This is a genomic window from Frondihabitans sp. PAMC 28766, from assembly GCF_001577365.1.
Classification (GTDB): Bacteria; Actinomycetota; Actinomycetes; order Actinomycetales; family Microbacteriaceae; genus Frondihabitans.
On record NZ_CP014513.1, the window covers coordinates 3,343,267 to 3,361,430 of the forward strand.

Consider the following 18,164-nt stretch of genomic DNA (forward strand, 5'->3'; position numbering starts at 1 on the left):
TGCGTGGAGCACTGAACGGTTGGCCGATCCTATCGTCGCCTTCACGACCGTTTCAATCGCTACCGGGGTGTTTCTCAACGTATTCCACAGGTCCCATGGCATTTCGGCTACGTTTTCAGCAGACACCTTCGAGAGGATCCCCGTGGCCCCGCAGCTTCCCACCGTCTTCGAAAGACGCCCCGCCGACCCGAGTCTGGTCCAGCACGCACTGGCCGGGTCGCGGCAGTCGGTCCACTGGCTCGAAGACGTCGGCGACGAGACCCGCTACCCGCACCTCACGGCCGACCTCGACGCCGACCTCTGCGTCGTCGGCGGCGGGTATTGCGGCCTGTGGACGGCCGCGCTCGCCAAGCAGCGCGACCCGTCCGCCCGGGTCGTCCTGCTCGAGAGCCAGACGGTCGGCTGGGCCGCGTCCGGGCGCAACGGCGGCTTCTGCGAGGCGAGCCTGACCCACGGTGAGGGCAACGGCGAGGCGCGCTGGCCGAAGGAGATGCCGACGCTCGAGCGGCTGGGGCTCGAGAACCTCGACGCCATCGAGAAGGCCGTGGCCGACCTCGGGCTCGACTGCCAGTTCGAGCGCAACGGCTCGCTCGACGTCGCGGTCGAAGAGCACCAGATCGAGTGGCTGAAGGAGGGTGACGGAGAGTTCCTGGACGAGACCGCGGTGCGCGCGCAGGTGAACAGCTCGACGTACCTCGCGGCTTCGTGGAACAAGGGGACGTCGGCGTTGGTGCACCCGGCGCGTCTCGCCAAGGAGCTCGCGCGGGCGGCGTCGGATCTGGGAGTCGAGATCTTCGAGCACACGGCGGCCACGGGCCTCAGTGGTGGGGCAGGAGGTTCGCGCGTGAGCGTCGCGTCGGCGCGTGCCACCGTCCGAGCCAAATCCGTCGCGTTGGCCACGAACGTCTTCCCCTCTCTGCTCAAGCGCGACCGCCTCATGACCGTGCCGGTGTACGACTACGTGTTGATGACCGAGCCGCTGACTTCCGCGCAGCTCTCGTCGATCGGGTGGGACAATCGGCAGGGCGTCGGCGACCTGGCGAACCAGTTCCACTACTACCGGCTGACATCCGACAACAGGATCCTGTGGGGCGGCTACGACGCCGTCTACCACTTCGGGCGGCGGGTGAAGCCGTCGTACGAGCAGCGCGAGGCGACCTTCCGCACGCTGGCGTCGCACTTCTTCACGACCTTCCCGCAGCTCGACGGGGTGCGGTTCAGCAACCGGTGGGCGGGGGCGATCGACACGTCGACGCAGTTCTGCGCCTTCTTCGGGCTGACGCACGGCGGGCGCGTCGCCAGCGCCGCCGGATTCACCGGGCTCGGCGTCGCATCGACGCACTTCGCCGCCGAGGTGATGCTCGACCGGCTGGCCGGGCTCTCGACCGAGCGCACGACGCTGTCGATGGTGCGGAAGCGCCCGCTGCCCTTCCCGCCCGAGCCCGCCGCCTTCCTCGGCGTGCAGGCCACGCGGTGGGCCCTGGACCGCGCCGACCACGACCGCGGCCGCCGCAACCTGCTGCTGCGCTCGCTCGACGCCGTCGGCCTGGGCTTCGACTCGTAGCCCCCTCGCCCCCCACGAGAAACGCTTTTGCTCTGAGGCCCCTCAACTACGGAGTTGAGCCGCCAAACCCCTGCTGCGCTCGCTCGACGCCGTCGGCTTGGGCTTCGGCTCGGGCTTCGGCTTGGGCTTGGGCGTCGGCTTGGGCTTCGTCTTGGGTGTGAATTTCGACTCGTAGCCCCTCGCCCCTCACGAGAAACAATTTTGCTCTGAGGCCCCTCAACTACGAAGTTGAGCGACAAGACCACGCGCTCAACTACGAAGTTGAGCAGCAAGACCACGCGCTCAACTACGAAGTTGAGCAGCAAGACCACGCGCTCAACTACGAAGTTGAGCGGCAAGACCACGCGCTCGACTACGAAGTTGAGCGACAAGAACACGCGCTCGACTACGGAGTTGAGGGGCCTGAAACGGAAAGCGCTTCGCTGGGGGAAGAGCGAGCCGCCAGAGCCCCGCACTCCGTAACACGGGCGACACACGCGTAGGGCAGAGTGACGTCGTGAACCGTTCGGTTCAGATGACGCGAGGAGACCCGATGCCGACACCGCTGACGATCGGAATGTTCCAGACGATGGGCGTGTCGGGGTCGTGGCGCCTGCCCGACAACACGACGCCCGGCTTCCTCACCCTCGACTACTGGGCGACGCTCGCGCGCCGGTCGGAGGAGGCGGGCGTCGACTTCCTATTCATCGCAGACGACTTCGGCTACCCGCTCATCGACGGCGCCGTCTCGCCGACCGCGATCGAGCACGCCCTGCTCTTCCCCCGGGCCGACCCGTCCGTGCTGATGCCGGCCCTTGCAGCCGTCACCGAGCGCCTCGGCCTGGTGGTCACGATGTCGACGAGCGTCGAGCGGCCCCCGGCTCTCGCGCGGCGCATGGCCACCCTCGACCACTTGACGGGCGGCAGGATCGGCTGGAACGTCGTCACCGGCGCCGGCCAGAACGCCTCCGCCCGCCTCTTCGGCGAAGAGATGCGCGCCCACGACGACCGGTACGCCGCCGCCGAGGACTATCTGAACCTCACGATGACGCTCTGGGAGGGGTCGTGGGAGGACGACGCGCTCCTGGTCGACCGGGCCACCGGCGTCTATGCCGACGCTTCGAAGGTGCACGAGATCCATTACCGCGGGCCGTTCTACACCTCCGACGGCGTCTTCACGACGCCGCCCTCGCCGCAGCGCACCCCCCTGCTCTTCCAGGCCGGGGCGTCGAGCAAGGGCCGCGATCTCGCCGCCCGCTTCGCGGAGGCCGTCTTCCTCGCCGCCGAGCCCGACGCGGTGCGCGACCAGATCGCCGACATCCGCGCTCGGGCAGCTGCCGCGGGGCGCGAACCCGACGCCATCAAGTTCCTGGTCGCCGGCACGTTCATCGTGGGGCCGACGACGCAGGATGCCCTCGACCTCCGCGAGCAGATCACCGCCTTCGTCACCACCGACGACGCCGGCGTGCAGTACGCCTTCTTCACCGGTCTCGACCTGCTGGCGATGGACCCGGCCAAGCCGCTCGCGACGACCGAGAGCGAGCAGGGCCGCACCAACATCGAGCGCTTCACCGGCGACGGCGAGACGGCGGCGCCGACCGTGGCCGAGATCCTCGAGGAGTTCCGGGTCAACGGCGTCATGGGCCGCCCCTTCCTCGGCACGCCGACCGAGGCCGTCGACCAGGTGGAGTCGCTGATGAAGCACACCGGCGCCGACGGCCTGCTCGTGCAGCCCGGGCCGACCGGCGACTCCGCCTCGTTCTTCGAGCTGGTCGTGCCCGAGCTGCGGCGGCGCGGCCTCATGGCTCCGGCCGCGGTGCCCGACGCGCCGGTGACGACTCTGCGCGAGCGGCTCTTCCCCGCCGGCGACGGCGGGCCGCACCTGCGGTCGTCGCACCCGGGGTACGGGCTGCGCGCCGGCCGCTGACGCTGGTGGCCGCTAAACGTCGGGTTCCGCGCGTGACGGTGGGCCTAGGCCCGCCGTCGCCGCCGAACCTCGACGTTCAGCCGACATCGGGCGTTGGATAGCCGGGTGACCGACGCCATCTTCAGCCCCCAGGGCTTCTCGCACGTGCGACTGACCGTGACCGACATCCGCCGCAGCAAGGCGTTCTACACGCAGCTGTTCGGTCAGGGCCCCGGCAGCGACTTCAGCGACCAGATCGACGACCCCACCGTCCACGACGACCCGTGGCGCACCTACGGCGGCTGCTCGTTCACCTTCCAGGGCCAGACGATGGGGCTGCGGCCCGTGGCCCCGGCCGGTGACCGGTTCGACCCGAACCGAGTGGGGCTCGATCACCTGGCGTTCCGGGCGTCGAGCGTCGACGACCTCCACGCCGCGGCTGCGCGCCTCGACGAGGCCGGGGTCGAGCACGGCGACGTGACCGACCTGCCCCCGTTCGGTCTCGTGATCCTGTCGGTACAGGACCCCGACGACATCAACCTCGAGCTCGCCGCCCCGCGGCCCGGCGGGATCGAGCCACGCTGACCCTGCCGCCCCGCCGGGCGCTGCGGCGCGCGCGATCACAATCTGGCCGACCCGCCGGCCTCCGTGCGCCGAAAGGCGATCTCGCGGCCTCGGGATGCGCCCCCCTTATCCGCGAGATGGCCCTTCGGACGGCGTCGAGCCGCCGCGCAGGTCGGACGGGCCATCTCGCGGCCGAGGGCAGGAGAGGCGGGGCGGGGTACAGCCGAGGGAGCAGGGCGGCGCCACTGCGTAGCGTGCGGGCATGAGCGACCAGCGAGACCAATACACCTTCGGCGACCCGACCACCCGCTACCCGACGATCCGGCCGCCGGTGCAGCAGCAGCCCGAGCCGGGCATTCAGAGCGAGATGACGCCGGTACCCGACCTCGGCGAGAGCACCTACCGCGGCACGGGGCGCCTCACCGGCCGCAAGGCGCTCATCACCGGCGCCGACTCCGGCATCGGGGCGGCCGTCGCGATCGCGTTCGCTCGCGAGGGCGCCGACGTGACGCTGTCGTATCTCCCCGAAGAGGAGAGCGACGCCCTGCACGTCGTCGAGCAGATCGAGGCGGCAGGATCGAAAGCGGTCACCGTCCCAGGCGACCTCACCGACCCCGCCCACTGCCGCGACCTCGTGCAGAGGGCCGTCGACGGCATGGGCGGCCTCGATGCCATCGTGAACGTGGCCGGCAAGCAGGTCTGGCAGAAGAGCATCGAGGACATCACCGACGAGCAGTTCGATCAGACCTTCAAGACCAACGTCTACGCACCGTTCTGGATCATCAAGGCGGCGCTGCCGCACCTGGAGCCAGGCTCGACCATCGTGAACACCGCGTCGCTCGAGGCTTACGTGCCGGCCCCCGACCGGCTCGACTACGCGACGACGAAGGGCGCGATCAACAACTTCTCGAAGGGGCTGGCGCAGCAGCTGATCTCGAAGGGGATCCGCGTGAACGTCGTCGCCCCGGGGCCGACCTGGTCGGTGCTGCAGGTGACGGGCGGGGTCGATCCTGACACCCTGCCGGAGTTCGGCTCGAGCGAGTCGCCCATGGGCCGCGCCGGTCAGCCGGCCGAGCTGGCGCCGGCGTACGTGTTCTTGACGAGCGCCGAGTCGAGCTTCGTGGCCGGCGACACGCTCAACGTGAACGGCGGCATGGTGACACCCTGACCTCGCGCCGACCGGTCGGGGCCACACTGGCAGAGGTGACCGACAAGACGAGCACGACCAGCGAGAAGACAGCCGCCACCGACCTCACCGCCGTTGACACCTGGTGGCGCGCCGCCAACTACCTCACCGTGGGTCAGATCTATCTGATGGACGACCCGCTGCTGCAGAACGAGCTGACGCCTGCGCAGATCAAGCCGAGGCTGCTGGGCCACTGGGGCACCTCCCCCGCTCTGAATCTGGTCTACGCGCACCTGAATCGTGTGATCGTGCGCGACCAGCGCGAGATGATCTACGTCTGCGGGCCCGGCCACGGCGGCCCCGCAATGGTCGCGAACGCGTGGCTCGACGGCACATACTCCGAGCTGGTGCCGGATGTCTCGCGCGACAGGTCGGGCATGCAGCGTCTGTTCAAGCAGTTCTCGTTCCCCGGGGGGATCCCGTCGCACGACGCCCCGAACGTGCCCGGGTCGATCAACGAGGGCGGCGAGCTCGGCTACTCGCTCTCGCACGCGTACGGGGCGGTGCTCGACAACCCCGACCTCATCGCTGTCTGCGTCGTGGGCGACGGCGAGGCCGAGACCGGGCCCCTGGCCGCCAGCTGGCACGCGAACAAGCTGATCGATGCGGCGCACGACGGTGCAGTCCTCCCGATCCTGAACCTCAACGGCTACAAGATCGCGAACCCGACGATTCTGGCGCGCATCGACGAGGGCGAGCTGCTGCAGTTGTTCCGTGGCTACGGCTACGACCCGATCGTGGTGGCCGGCGGGTACGACGGCGAAGACCCGATGCGGGTGCACGAGCGGATGGCCGCGGCGATCGACGAGTCTCTGGAGAAGATCGACGCGGCACAGGCTGCGGCCCGGGCAGCCGCTGCCGACGGAACCTCCGATGCCACGGGCAGCGACATGACGGCCTCCGGGCAGTCGGACGGGCCCCACGACGCCGCCCGCCCGGCCTGGCCGATGATCATCCTGCGCACCCCGAAGGGCTGGACCGGCCCTAAGTTCGTCGACGGCGAGCCGGTCGAGAACACCTGGCGCGCCCACCAGGTGCCGCTGCCGAACGTGCGCGAGAACCCCGAGCACCTCAAGCAGCTGGTCGAATGGATGCAGTCGTACGACCCGTCCGCGCTCTTCGGCGACGACGGCATCCCCACCGACGCCCTGGCCTCCCTCAAGCCCCACGGTGACGCCCGCATGAGCGCAACCCCGTTCGCCAACGGCGGCCGCATCCGCACCGACCTGCGGCTCTCCGACTTCCGGGCCCACGGCATCGACACGGCAGGATCCCGGACGGTCACTGCCTCCGCCACGCACGGCGCAGGCTCGTGGCTGGCCGACATCATCCGCGACAACCCGTCGACGTTCCGGCTGTTCGGCCCCGACGAAACCGTGTCGAACAAGCTCGACGCCGTCTTCGACGTGACGAACCGCTCGTGGGCGGCGCACATCCTCGAGAGCGACCTCAACCTGGCGCACACGGGCCGCGTGACCGAGGTGCTCAGCGAGCACCTGCTGCAGGGCATGCTCGAGGGCTACCTGCTGACCGGGCGCCACGGCCTCCTGAACACGTACGAGGCGTTCGTGCACATCGTCGACTCGATGTTCAACCAGCACGCGAAGTGGCTCGAGGCCACCCGCGACATCGAGTGGCGTCGGCCGATCTCATCGTTCGTGTACCTGCTCTCGAGCCACGTGTGGCGGCAGGATCACAACGGCTTCAGCCACCAGGATCCCGGCTTCTTGGACGTGGTCGTCAACAAGCAGGCCCACCTCGTGCGCATCTCGCTCGCGCCCGACGCCAACACCCTCCTCGCCGTGATGGACAAGGCCCTGCGCGACGTCGACACCGTGCAGGTGATCGTCGCGGGCAAGCAGGATCAGCCGGCGTGGCTCACCATGGACGAGGCCGAGGAGCACGTTCGCCGAGGGGCCAGCGTGTGGGAGTGGGCCGGCACCTCGGGCGCGGCCGACCGCGTCGACGACGAGCCCGACATCGTGCTCGCCTGCGCCGGCGACGTGCCGACTCTCGAGACGGTAGCGGCCGCCGACATCATCCGGCGGGAGTTCCCCGAGGTGAAGGTGCGCGTGGTCAACGTCGTCGACCTGATGAAACTGCAGGATCAGCGCGAGCACCCCAACGGCTTCACCGACGACCAGTTCGACGAGCTGTTCACGAACGACAGGCCCGTCGTCTTCGACTTCCACGGCTACCCGGCCCTCGTGCACCAGCTGACCTACCGACGCCACAATCACGACAACCTGCACGTGCGCGGATTCCAGGAGAAGGGCACCACTACGACGCCCTTCGACATGGCGATGCTCAACGACATCGACCGGTACAAGCTGGTGCTCGACGTGCTGAAGTACGTGCCGGGGCTGTCGTCGTCGCATCCCGATGCCGCAGCCGACTTCGAGGCGCGGCGCGCCGCCGCCCGCGAGTGGGCGTACACGCGCGGCGAAGACCACCCCGACATCACCGGGTGGGAGTTCGGGCGACCCGCCTGACGGCCCCGTCGGCCCGGCGCTAGCCGCCGGCGGGGCGAGCCGCGCGGCGGGCGACCGCCGGCGGGCGCTGCGACACCCCGATCGGCACGACCGCGTCTTCGGGCAGCGCGGTCTGGCCCGTGTTTTCGGGTTCGTCCACGATGATCAGGCCCTTGCCCGACTCTGCCGTGGCATAGAGGCCTTGCAGCCACGCCGCGTTGATCTCAGGGGCACGGCTGCCCGCGAACTTGAAATGCAGCGAACTCGTCGGCGCCAGCCAGATCGTCGACCGACCGTCACCCGATTCGGCCGAGTCCTTCCACGAGAAGGCGAAGCTCTCGCCCTTGCGGAGCTTGTTGATGATGACGATCTGGAGGTGAGCCAGAGTGCGGTCTTCGATCGCCAGATCGAGCCGTTCGCCGTTGTACACCAGAAATCCCATGAGCGGCCTCCGTCGGCGTGTGTGCTCGAAACTACACCTCACGGGGTCCGCCAAACAGGGGACAAAAAGAACAGGGGCATCTGCGCGGGCCGCACTCGGGGTGGAGGGGGATGCAGCCGGCCCGCGCAGATCTCGAACCCCTGATCCGAGGCTCGAGCATGTCAACTGTGACAAAACCGACCACGAGTAGCCAGTCCTGGACATAGGGTCGGCCAACTGTTATACATCCGTCAGATAGTGGCCCCCGAATGCGGGTCACTGCGCTCGCTGGGCGTGGATCCGGGTCGGCGAGCATCATGGGGTGCATGTCCGACGACGCGACAGCCCCGGCTCACCGCACCCCCACCGCGACCACCGTTCTGGCTCAGCCCGTGGCCTGGAGAATCGCGGCGGCGGCCAGCGGCGGGCTCACCGGCGTGATCGGAATCGTGCTCATCGTGCTCGACCCGAACCTCTGGATCCTGGGCCTCGTGTTCGTGGCGATCGGCGTGGTCTGGTCCGTCCGATTCGGTCGGAACTCCGCAGTGATCGACGGAGACCGGTTGCACCTGCGCGGCCTCTTCTTCTCGCGGACGCTCGAGCGCTCGTCGATCACGTCGGTCGACCGATTTCCCTTCCTCGACTGGAACGATGCTAAGGGCATCAGCCGCCAGAGCAGCGTCAGCGCCTTCCTCGGCGGCAACAGTTCGCCCGCCCAGGATCGCCGTCGGGCCGAGGCGGCGCAGATCCTGCGACAGTGGCTCGCCTCCGGCCGCTGATGCCGTGCCGGGCTGCATGCCTACGCTCCGACGACCGGTGCAGGCTCTAGTCCGCGGGCTAGAGTCTGCGCCGGTCGTCGGAGTCGTGCAGGGCGCGGCCGGCCAGCGGGGGCCGACAGGTCAGCGGGCGGCGCCGCCCTCGGCGAGCCAGGCCAGCCGCTGCAGCGCCTCGCGGTTGCGAAGCTTGATGGCGGCGGCCATGAGAGGCTCGGGCACCAGGACGCCAGGGCCGGAGGTCGCGTGCTCCTCCATTCGCACGACGCAGCCGGCGCCCCGCGGCTTCACGTCGATCGTCACGCGGGCCTCGCCGAGAGGCCAGCCGCGCGGCTCGAACTCCGCATGCAAGGGTGCGCTCCACGCGATGACCGAGGTCGTGTCGTTGACGACGACCGGCCACACGCCGAACGAGTGGTGGATCTTCGAGCCGACGGCCGGCCAGACGTCGTCGACCGCGCGGATCCTGGAGGCCCCGACGACCCAGCTGGGGAAGAGCCAGCCGTCGGCCAGCACCGCGAAGACGGCCTCGGGCGAGGCCGCGATGTACCGGTGGCGGACCGTCATGAGCGTCGACGCAGCCCGGTGACGAGGGCGGCGACCCCGGCGGCAGCTGCTCCGGCCGCGGCCGCGTACGAGACACCTCGATGCTGGGTGTACCAGATCTGCGGGCTGGACTCCTTGGCCTGGTCGTCGAAGATGCCTCGAGCGCCCTGGTCGCCCGCGACGGGTTCGTAGAGGTTCGTCGGCAGCATCGGCTGCTTCTTGTCAGGGGCTTGCTGCCCCGAGTAGCCGGTCTTGGCGAGGTAGACGTCGAGGAACGGCGCGACGAAGCGGTTGCCGAGAACCGTCATGACCGTCGGCTCGCCGATCCAGCTGCGGCGGCGGGGGTGGTCGGCCACGTCGGCGACAGCCCTGGCGCAGGTCTCGGGCTGGAAGATCGTCGGCACGGGTTGCGGGTGGTGCGGCAGCTGCGACTTGACCCAGTTGAACTGGATCGTGTTCATCGCGGGCATGTCGACCTGCGAGATCTTCACGTTGCTCTTGTTGTGGATGAGCTCGGTGGTCACCGACTCGGTGAACCCGGTGATGGCGTGCTTCGACGCGCAGTAGGCCGCCTGCAACGGGATGCCGCGGTGCGCCAGGGCCGACCCGATCTGGATCACGTGGCCGCGGTCGCGCGGCACCATTCGCTTCAGGGCGGCGCGCGTGCCGTTGACGAAGCCGAAGTAGGTGACCTGCGTGGCGCGCTGGAAGTCGTCGGGGTCGGTCGTCAAGAACTCGCCGAAGATGCCGACCATGGCGTCGTTGACCCAGAGGTCGATCTCGCCGAGCTTCTCTTCGACCTCCGATGCGGCAGCTTCGACGGCGTCGTTGTCGGCCACGTCGACCGACAGCGGCAGAGCCCGGCGCCCGGCGCGCATCACGTCGGCCGCAGCCCCCTGCAGACCGTCTTCACCGCGCGCCAGGATCGCGACGTCCCAGCCACGCGCGGCGAGCTCGCGCACGATGGCGCGGCCCAGGCCTGCGGTGCCGCCGGTCACCACTGCGACACGGGCGCTCACGCGGCGGCTCCCGGCTTGAGGACGACCTTGATGCAGCCGTCCTCCTTCTTCTTGAAGATCTCGTACATCTCGGGTGCGCGGTCGAGGGGCACCGGGTGCGTGACGAGATCCTCGGTCCCCAGCGGGTCGGCCGGGTCTTCGACGAGGGGCATCAGCGTGTCGATCCAGTGCTGCACGTTGCACTGGCCCATGCGAATGGTGATCTGCTTGTCGAACAGGCTCAAGAACGGCGTCGGGTCGGCGGTGCCGCCGTAGACGCCACTGAGTGAGACCGTGCCGCCGCGGCGCACGATGTCGAAGGCGAGGTGCATGGCCGAGAGGCTGTCGATGCCGGCCTTCTGCATGAGCGGCTGAGCGAGCTTGTCGGGGAGGCGTGCGGCGGCCTTCTGGAAGAGGCCGACCGCCCCGTGGTCGTGCGCTTCCATGCCGACGGCGTCGACGACCGAGTCGGGGCCGCGCCCGTCGGTCAGCTTGGCGATCACGTCGGAGACGTCGTCGGTCAGGTCGAGCGTCTCGACTCCGTGGCGCTCGGCCATCGCACGACGCTCCGACACGGGGTCGACGGCGATGACGCGATAGCCCCTGTGCACACCGATTCGCGAGGCGAACTGGCCGACCGGGCCGAGTCCCAGCACGACGAGCGTGCCACCGTCGGGCACCTGGGCGTACTCGACGCCCTGCCACGCGGTCGGGAGGATGTCACTGAGGAACAGGTAGCGCTCGTCGGGCAGCTCCGAGCCGACGGTGATCAGGTTGGCGTCGGCACGCTTGATGCCCAGGAACTCGGCCTGGCCGCCGGGGATCTGCCCGTAGAGCTTCGTGTAGCCGTAGAGGGTCGCGCCCGAGTCGTACTCGGTGACCTGCGTCGTCTCGCACTGCGAGAAGAGACCGCGATCGCACATGAAGCAGTCGCCGCAGGCGATCACGAACGGCACGACGACGCGGTCGCCGACCCGGATGTCGTGCACCTCGGGGCCGACCTCGGTGACGACACCCATGGTCTCGTGGCCGAGGACGTCGCCCTTGTCGAGGTACGGGCCGAAGACGTCGTAGAGGTGCAGGTCGCTGCCGCAGATCGCGGCGGAGGTGACGCGGATGATCGCGTCGGTCGGCTCGACGATGATCGGGTTCGGCACGTCCTCGACGCTGACGTGCTCGACGGACTGGTAGGTGAGAGCCTTCATTCGTCACGTCTACGCTGCGGCGCGCGAGCGGGGTACAGGATCGGCTGGCGCTCGGCCGAGAGTCGCGTGACGTAGTCGGTCAACTTCGCCGTGGCATCCTGCAACACCTGCCGGGCCACCGCGAGGTCGGCCTCGGAGATGCCGGAGTACGCCACGTCTTTCAGGATCGCGACGGGGTCGGGCAACTCGGCCCAGAGGGCCCGGCCGGCGTCGGTGAGACGAAGGACGCGTTGGCGCTGGTCGGAGACGTCGGCCTCCTGGATGACGAGGCCCTTGCGCACGAGCGTGGCCACGATGCCGCTCAAGGTGGCCCGCTCGACGCTCAGCATGACGCCGAGGTCGCGCTGGATCGTGGGCCCCGCGTGGGACAGCTGGTAGAGCACGTAGTACTGCGTCGGGCCGAGACCGTAGTCGCGAAGACTCGCCTCGATGACGCTGCGCGAGGCCAGGTGGTACTTCTTCGCCCACGCGCCGACGGTGTCGAGGGCGTCGCCGCCGTGGCCGCCCACGGCAGCCGGAGCCTGCGGGGCGTGCGGGGCGTGCGGGTCGATCGCTTCGTCAGGCACCCGACATGGTTACCACGGAATCGTGGTGTTCTCCCAGCGGGTGAAGGTGCCGGTCGGGCCGTCGGGGCCGAGCAGCGCGACACGCACGACCTCGCGCGAGCCGTCTTCGATCGACTCGGTGCCCGCGAAGTTGTTGAGCGCGGTGCTCGTGAAGGCCGGCGAGACGAGGTTGATCTTGATGTCGGTGTCTTCGAGCTCGACCATCATGGCCAGTGTCAACGCGTTCTCAGCCGCTTTCGACGCGGGATACACGGGGCCGTACATCGAGTGGTAGGGGTAGCTCGGGTCGGCGTTCGCCGCGAGCGAGCCGACCCCGCTCGAGACGTTGACGATGCGAGCATCGATGCCGTCGCGCAGCAGCGGCAGCATCGCCTGGTAGACGGCGAGGACGCCGAACACGTTGACGTCCCACACGGCACGGACCTCGTCGAGGGAGGCGGTGCTGGCGAGGCTGGCCGCCGCTCGCTCTTCCGGCGTGCGGTCGCCGCCCGCCGTGTTCGAGATGCCGGCGTTGCTGACGAGCAGGTCGAGGCGCCCGTGAGTGGTCTTGATGTGCGCCGCGGCCGCGGCGATGGAAGCGAGATCGGTGACGTCGATCTGGAGGGCGGTGGCGCCGTGGCCGATCTCCGCGGCGGCTGCTTCACCGCGGCCGAGGTCGCGCGACCCGACCAGCACGATGTGGCCCGCCTCGGCGAGCTCTTTGGCGACCTGCTTGCCGACGCCCTGGTTGGCGCCGGTGATGAGGGCGATGCGTTCGGTGGGCATGGGTTCTCCTCTTCGTGATGTCATGCAATTCGTTCGGTACCAGACAAGTATCGTCAGCTACCGAACGATCTGTCAACCGAGATCTCGGGTCGCTGCAGCGACGGGCTAGGAGCCGGCGGTGACGGTGACACGGAGGGCCGGCCCGTCGGGCACGCCGACCGTGGGGCCGTGGGGCTCGTGGTACGAGCCCGCGAGGGTCAGGGTCGAAAAGCGGACGTCGGTCGAGCCGACGCCGGTGCCGTTGCTCCAGTGGGTCGATGAGCCGCCAACGGGCGTGTACTTCGCCGAGGCGAGACGCGCGTCGATGACGGAGTGCACGTGGGCCGGGTTCGTGTAGAGGAACTCGCGTGAGTAGCCCGCACCAGCCGCCGTGTAGCTGTCGGTGGTGATCAGCCCGCGGATCGAGGCGAGGCCGACACCCTGCGCGGCGTTCTCGACCGTCGTCTTCTGAGCCGGCGCGCCCCCGCAAGCGGTCAGGACGAGAGCCGCAGCGACCCCGAGTGCTGCTGCCGCGCCCAGTCGTCCAGGTCGCCGTCGGGTCAGCATGGTGAATCCGTGATCACGCGTTCGTTCCTCCCTCGGGGCAGGGAGTCAGCCTACGTGCCGGTTGAAGGCGCCAGCGGCCCTCGCGCCGAGACGATTGCTTTTCGTGACTTACAGGTTCGACTGAATTCAGTCGCGGCGAAGGCACCGCTTCAGGAGAACCTGTACATGGAAAAAAGCAATGCCCCTTCGCAAGAGGCCTCGAGGCTTGCGACAACGGCGAGAGGGGTAGCGACAGACACTCCCGCCCTCTCCTCGGAGGGCGTTCGATGAGAACACACCCCGACGAAAGGACCAGCCATGGAGTACCGCCTCCTCGGACGCACCGGGCTCGAAGTGAGCCCCCTCTGCCTCGGCACCATGATGTTCGGAGCCTGGGGCAACCCCGACCACGACGATTCGATCCGAATCATCCACAAGGCCCTGGACGCCGGCGTCAACTTCGTCGACACCGCCGACGTCTACTCGGCCGGAGAGTCGGAGGAGATCGTCGGCAAGGCCATCAAGGGCCGCCGCGACGACGTCGTGCTCGCGACCAAGTTCTTCATGCCGACCGGCACCGGGCCGAACACCTCCGGCGGGTCGCGCAACTACGTGATGAAGGCCGTCGAGGCCTCGCTGCGCCGCCTCGGCACCGACTACATCGACCTCTACCAGATGCACCGGCCCAGCCCCACGACCGACGTCGAGGAGACCCTTGGCGCCCTCAGCGACCTCGTGCACCAGGGGAAGGTGCGCTCGATCGGCTCCTCGTCGTACTCGGGCAGCGAGATCGTCGAGGCACAGGTCGCGGCGCGCGACCACAACCTCGAGCGCTTCGTCACCGAGCAGCCGCCCTATTCGATCCTGACCCGCGGCATCGAGGAGGACGTTCTGCCCACCACGCGGCGCTACGGCATGGGCACCCTGGTCTACAGCCCCCTTTCGGGCGGATGGCTCACGGGCCGCTGGCGCAAGGACGCCCCGGGGGCTCCGGTGTCGAAGAACCGCCCGCCGGCCCGCTTCGACATGTCGTCGCCCGCCAACCAGCTGAAGCTCGACGTCGTCGAAGAGCTCGCCCTGCTCGCCGAGGCGAACGGCATCAGCCTCATCGACCTGGCCGTCGCCTTCGTGCTGAACCACCCCGGCGTGACGAGCGCGATCGTCGGCCCGCGCACCATGGAACAGCTCGAGTCGCAGCTGACCGGGCCGGACGTGACGCTGTCGACCGAGGTGCTCGACCGCATCGACGAGCTCGTGGCGCCCGGCGTCACACTCAACCCCGACGACAACAGCTACGGCCAGAACACGCTGACCACGGCAGCACGCCGCCGCTAGCGACGACCGACGAGGGGCCCACGCGACGACGAGCGCGGGCCCCCTTGTCAACCACCCCCGCCAGGAAGGGCCCTCCCGGCCAGCACCGCGTAGTTTGCGGGAATGAGCGACTCCGCCGACATCCGGCAGCACTTCGACCAGGCGCACGCCGCGCGCGACGACCCGTGGGGTGTCACGACGCGCTGGTACGAGGTGCGGAAGCGCGAGATCCTGCTCGCCTCTCTGCCGCGGCCGCGGTTCGCTCACGCGCTGGAAGTCGGCTGCTCGATCGGAGTGCTGACCGAGGCACTCGCGGCGCGGGCCGACCGGGTCACCGCGATCGACATCTCGGCCGAGGCGGTGCGGCACGCGAGCGTGCGCCTGGCGCTGACCCCGACCGCCACCGTGCTGCACGGCGACGCCGTCGACGACTTCCCCGAGGCCGCCTACGACCTCGTCGTCGTCTCGGAGGCCGCCTACTACCTCGGCGCCGACCGTCTCGACACCCTGGCGGGCAGGATCGCGGGAGCGCTCACCCCCGACGGCGTCGTCGTCGCCTGCCACTGGCGCCACCCCGAGTCGGACTTCCGTCAGAGCGCCGACGAGGTGAACCGCACTCTCGCCTCCCGACCGGAGTGGAGCACGCTCGTGCACCACGTCGAAGACGATTTCGTGCTCGACGTGCTCGCCCGCGACGGCCGCTCGGTCGCGCAGCAGACCGGCCTCGTGTGACCGGGCCGGGCCGGGGCGCCGCCGGGCCGGCCGTGGCGGGGGTGGCCGTCGTCGTGCCCGCGCGCAACGAGGAGCGCCTGGTGCGAGCCGCGCTCGACTCGATCACACGAGCCGTGTCGGAGTTGCACCACCGGCATCCTGCGATCGTCGTCTCGGTGACGCTCGTGGCCGACGCGTGCACCGACGGCACGGCTGAGTTGGCCTCCGCGGCTGTGGGCGTCACCGTGCTCGAGTCGGAGGCCGGGGCGGTCGGCTCGGCGAGGGCGCAAGGCGTGCGGCATGCTCTCGACCGCTGGGGGCGCCAGGATCGCGGGAGCCTCTGGCTCGCCCACACCGACGCCGACTCCACGGTGCCCGGCGACTGGCTCGTCGAGCAGGTCGCCCTGGCCGACCGCGGCGTCGACGTGATGATCGGCACCGTGCGCCCAACCCCCGCCGACCTCACCCCGGAGCAGAACGCCCAGTGGCTCGCGACGCACCAGCCCGGGCACCCGAACGGGCACGTGCACGGGGCGAACCTCGGCCTTCGCGCCTCCGCCTACTTCGCGGCAGGCGGCTTCGACCCGATCGAGGAGCACGAAGACAACGCCCTCGTCGCCCGCTTGCGCCGAGGCCCCTGGGTGATCGCGGCTTCCGACGCCTGCCAGGTGCTCACCTCGGGGCGCTTCGTCGGGCGGACTCCCGGCGGCTACGCGGGCTACCTGGCGGAGACGCTGTGAGAGACCCTCTGCTGCGAATCGCCATCGGCCCGGGCCCCGGCCCCGCCACGGCCGCGGTGGTGGCGGCCGCCCCCGACACCGTGGCCGAGGCCCTCGACTGCGCTGTCGCGCTCGGCCCCCTGAAGCCCTTCGTCGGCACGGGCGGGGCGGCAGACGCCTGGGAGGCACTCGCCACCCTGGCCGCCCACGACGTGGCCCTCGCCCGAGCCGTCGAGCCGCATCTCGACGCCCTCACGATCCTCGATCAGGCGGGCGTCGCACCCACGGCTGGGTCGACCTGGGGTGTGTTCGCCGCCGAGGGCCCGGGTGTGCGGCTCGAGGCGACCGAGACCGGCGCAGGATCCTGGGCCCTCACCGGCACCAAGCCCTGGTGCTCGCTCGCCGGCACCCTGTCGCACGCGCTGGTCACGGCCTGGGTCACCGAGTCTCAGCGCGGCCTCTTCGCCGTCGACCTGCGCTCGCCCGGCGTCGCGGTGCAGCCGGGGTGGGCCGCACGGGGTCTGACGGAGATCCCCAGCGGCGACGTCGCGTTCGCGAAGGTCCCCGCCACGGCGGTCGGCGAGCCGGGCTGGTACCTGCAGAGGCCGGGATTCGCCTGGGGCGGCATGAGCGTCGCGGCCTGCTGGTTCGGAGCAGCCGTCGGTGTCGCCCGCCCGCTGCTCGACGCCGCGCGACTGCCGGGCCGGCGCGACGACACGATCCTGCTGATGCACCTCGGTCGGGTCGATACTCGCCTGGCCGAGGCCCGCACCGCGTTGGCCGCGGCCGCACGGCTCGTCGACGGCCCCGCCGAAAGCCCTGCAGACGTCCCCCCGTCCGTCCTCGCGAAGCGCGTGCGCGCCACCGTCGCCGCGGCCACCGAGGCGGCGATCGCAGCCGTCGGTCACGCCCTCGGCCCGACTCCCCTCGTGCAGGACGCCGCCCACGCCAAGCGAGTCGCCGACCTCGAGCTCTACCTGCGGCAGCACCACGCCGAACGCGACGACGTGTCGCTCGGCCGCAGCGTGCGCGACTCCGGCCTCGAATGGTGACGTTCGACGCGCGCGACCCCGGCACGGGCGAGAAGGCGTGGGCCCGGGATCCGAGGCTCGGCGCGTTGCCCCCGGCCACCCTCGATCCGAGGCTCGGTCTGCTCGTCCTCGCCGCCCACCCCGACGACGAGACCCTCGGCGCGGGCGGTCTCATCTCGGCGAGTGTGGCGGCCGAGCGCCCGGTGACCGTCTGCGTCGTGACGGACGGCCGAGCCTCGCACGCGGCCGACCTGATCGACGCCGACGAGCTCGCCGGGGTGCGACTCGAGGAGCTCCGTCGAGCGATGAGGGCCCTCGGCGGCCCGGCGCTCGAAGTGCTGGGATACGCCGACGGCTCGCTGCGGGAGAACCGCGCTGCGGTCCAGGCCGAGCTGGCGCTTGTGATCGACTCGCGGCCCGAGTCGGTGGTGGTCGCCCCGTGGCGCGGAGACGGGCACCGCGACCACCGGGTGCTCGGCGAGATCGCTGCCGAGCTGGCAGCCGAACGGGGTCTCGTGCTCTGGGAGTACCCGATCTGGATGTGGCACTGGGCCGACTCCGCCCACCCCGACGTGCCGTGGGGACGGATGCGGGCAGTGCACCTGTCGGCTGCGGATCGACTCGCGAAAAGAATCGCCCTCGATTCCTACGTCTCGCAGACGACTCCCCGAGGGTCCGAGCCGCCGCAGCTGGACGAGGGGTTCCTCCCCTGCTTCCGGCGACCGTTCGAGACCTTCACCGTCGCCTCCGAGCCCCCCTCCGTCGCTGTCGAGCGCCCCTGAACCGGGTGCGGCCAGCGTCCGCTGCGAATCGGCGCGGTGTCGAGAACAGGTTCGTCACGCTGTGAGCGGCAGCTGCACCTGGCGTTCACAGGCCATTGACGCGGGCGTCACGCGCCGGGACAGAACGATTCACATCCT

Annotated in this window: 18 protein-coding genes; 11 read left to right on the forward strand and 7 right to left on the reverse strand. The window is 70.0% G+C overall.

What is annotated here, in order from left to right:
* Window positions 1-142 precede the first annotated feature (142 nt).
* The 5 genes from AX769_RS15965 (at window position 143) to AX769_RS15985 (ending at window position 7,691) form a co-directional block, all read left to right on the forward strand.
* Window positions 143-1,564 (forward strand): FAD-binding oxidoreductase, encoded by a 1,422-nt coding sequence (locus tag AX769_RS15965; protein ID WP_066281312.1) that lies wholly within the window; start codon window positions 143-145, stop codon window positions 1,562-1,564.
* 532 nt (window positions 1,565-2,096) lie between these two features.
* The gene (locus tag AX769_RS15970) at window positions 2,097-3,470 is read left to right on the forward strand and encodes an NtaA/DmoA family FMN-dependent monooxygenase (RefSeq protein ID WP_157887671.1); all 1,374 of its coding nucleotides are present in this window, start codon (window positions 2,097-2,099) and stop codon (window positions 3,468-3,470) included.
* A gap of 105 nt (window positions 3,471-3,575) precedes the next feature.
* Window positions 3,576-4,034 (forward strand): VOC family protein, encoded by a 459-nt coding sequence (locus AX769_RS15975; protein ID WP_066281315.1) that lies wholly within the window; start codon window positions 3,576-3,578, stop codon window positions 4,032-4,034.
* A 241-nt stretch (window positions 4,035-4,275) separates the two neighbouring features.
* Window positions 4,276-5,181 (forward strand): SDR family oxidoreductase, encoded by a 906-nt coding sequence (locus AX769_RS15980; RefSeq protein WP_066281319.1) that lies wholly within the window; start codon window positions 4,276-4,278, stop codon window positions 5,179-5,181.
* A gap of 35 nt (window positions 5,182-5,216) precedes the next feature.
* Complete coding sequence (locus tag AX769_RS15985) at window positions 5,217-7,691, forward strand: phosphoketolase (RefSeq protein WP_066281321.1); 2,475 nt, start codon at window positions 5,217-5,219, stop codon at window positions 7,689-7,691.
* A gap of 19 nt (window positions 7,692-7,710) precedes the next feature.
* On the opposite strand, the gene AX769_RS15990 is transcribed toward AX769_RS15985, so the two are convergent.
* A complete protein-coding gene (locus AX769_RS15990; protein ID WP_239451820.1) occupies window positions 7,711-8,112 on the reverse strand; it encodes an ATP-dependent DNA ligase in 402 nt (133 codons plus the stop codon).
* Between the two features lie 305 nt (window positions 8,113-8,417).
* Here AX769_RS15990 and AX769_RS15995 point away from each other — a divergent pair, with 305 nt between their 5' ends.
* On the forward strand, window positions 8,418-8,870 hold the full coding sequence (locus tag AX769_RS15995) for a hypothetical protein (RefSeq protein ID WP_066281324.1): 453 nt from the start codon (window positions 8,418-8,420) through the stop codon (window positions 8,868-8,870).
* Between the two features lie 120 nt (window positions 8,871-8,990).
* Here AX769_RS15995 and AX769_RS16000 read toward each other — a convergent pair whose 3' ends face one another.
* The 6 genes from AX769_RS16000 to AX769_RS16025 all read right to left on the reverse strand — a co-directional run bounded on the left by AX769_RS16000 (window position 8,991) and on the right by AX769_RS16025 (window position 13,490).
* Window positions 8,991-9,431 (reverse strand): SRPBCC family protein, encoded by a 441-nt coding sequence (locus AX769_RS16000; protein WP_066281327.1) that lies wholly within the window; start codon window positions 9,429-9,431, stop codon window positions 8,991-8,993.
* Window positions 9,428-10,429, reverse strand: coding sequence for an SDR family oxidoreductase (locus AX769_RS16005; protein WP_066281330.1), 1,002 nt, complete (start codon window positions 10,427-10,429; stop codon window positions 9,428-9,430). Before AX769_RS16005 ends, AX769_RS16000 begins: the two co-directional genes overlap by 4 nt.
* Entirely contained in the window at window positions 10,426-11,613 is a 1,188-nt protein-coding gene (locus tag AX769_RS16010; RefSeq protein ID WP_066281332.1) for an alcohol dehydrogenase catalytic domain-containing protein, read from the reverse strand. Before AX769_RS16010 ends, AX769_RS16005 begins: the two co-directional genes overlap by 4 nt.
* Entirely contained in the window at window positions 11,610-12,179 is a 570-nt protein-coding gene (locus tag AX769_RS16015) for a MarR family winged helix-turn-helix transcriptional regulator (protein WP_239451821.1), read from the reverse strand. The genes AX769_RS16010 and AX769_RS16015 overlap by 4 nt, the downstream gene beginning before the upstream one ends.
* A 9-nt stretch (window positions 12,180-12,188) precedes the next feature.
* On the reverse strand, window positions 12,189-12,944 hold the full coding sequence (locus AX769_RS16020; RefSeq protein ID WP_066281335.1) for an SDR family NAD(P)-dependent oxidoreductase: 756 nt from the start codon (window positions 12,942-12,944) through the stop codon (window positions 12,189-12,191).
* A gap of 105 nt (window positions 12,945-13,049) precedes the next feature.
* Window positions 13,050-13,490: a hypothetical protein gene (locus AX769_RS16025; RefSeq protein WP_066281338.1), complete on the reverse strand. Its 441-nt coding sequence runs from the start codon at window positions 13,488-13,490 to the stop codon at window positions 13,050-13,052.
* Between the two features lie 297 nt (window positions 13,491-13,787).
* On the opposite strand from AX769_RS16025, the gene AX769_RS16030 reads away from it, so the two are divergent.
* The 5 genes from AX769_RS16030 (at window position 13,788) to AX769_RS16050 (ending at window position 18,026) form a co-directional block, all read left to right on the forward strand.
* Window positions 13,788-14,804 (forward strand): aldo/keto reductase, encoded by a 1,017-nt coding sequence (locus AX769_RS16030; RefSeq protein ID WP_066281340.1) that lies wholly within the window; start codon window positions 13,788-13,790, stop codon window positions 14,802-14,804.
* Between the two features lie 102 nt (window positions 14,805-14,906).
* On the forward strand, window positions 14,907-15,515 hold the full coding sequence (locus tag AX769_RS16035) for a class I SAM-dependent methyltransferase (RefSeq protein ID WP_066281342.1): 609 nt from the start codon (window positions 14,907-14,909) through the stop codon (window positions 15,513-15,515).
* Complete coding sequence (locus AX769_RS16040) at window positions 15,512-16,234, forward strand: glycosyltransferase family 2 protein (RefSeq protein ID WP_239451822.1); 723 nt, start codon at window positions 15,512-15,514, stop codon at window positions 16,232-16,234. The genes AX769_RS16035 and AX769_RS16040 overlap by 4 nt, the downstream gene beginning before the upstream one ends.
* Window positions 16,231-17,265 carry an acyl-CoA dehydrogenase family protein gene (locus AX769_RS16045; RefSeq protein WP_157887672.1) on the forward strand — a complete coding sequence of 345 codons (1,035 nt, stop codon included), beginning with the start codon at window positions 16,231-16,233 and terminating at the stop codon, window positions 17,263-17,265. Before AX769_RS16040 ends, AX769_RS16045 begins: the two co-directional genes overlap by 4 nt.
* A complete protein-coding gene (locus tag AX769_RS16050; RefSeq protein WP_082763864.1) occupies window positions 17,259-18,026 on the forward strand; it encodes a PIG-L deacetylase family protein in 768 nt (255 codons plus the stop codon). The genes AX769_RS16045 and AX769_RS16050 overlap by 7 nt, the downstream gene beginning before the upstream one ends.
* The last annotated feature ends 138 nt before the right edge of the window (window positions 18,027-18,164 follow it).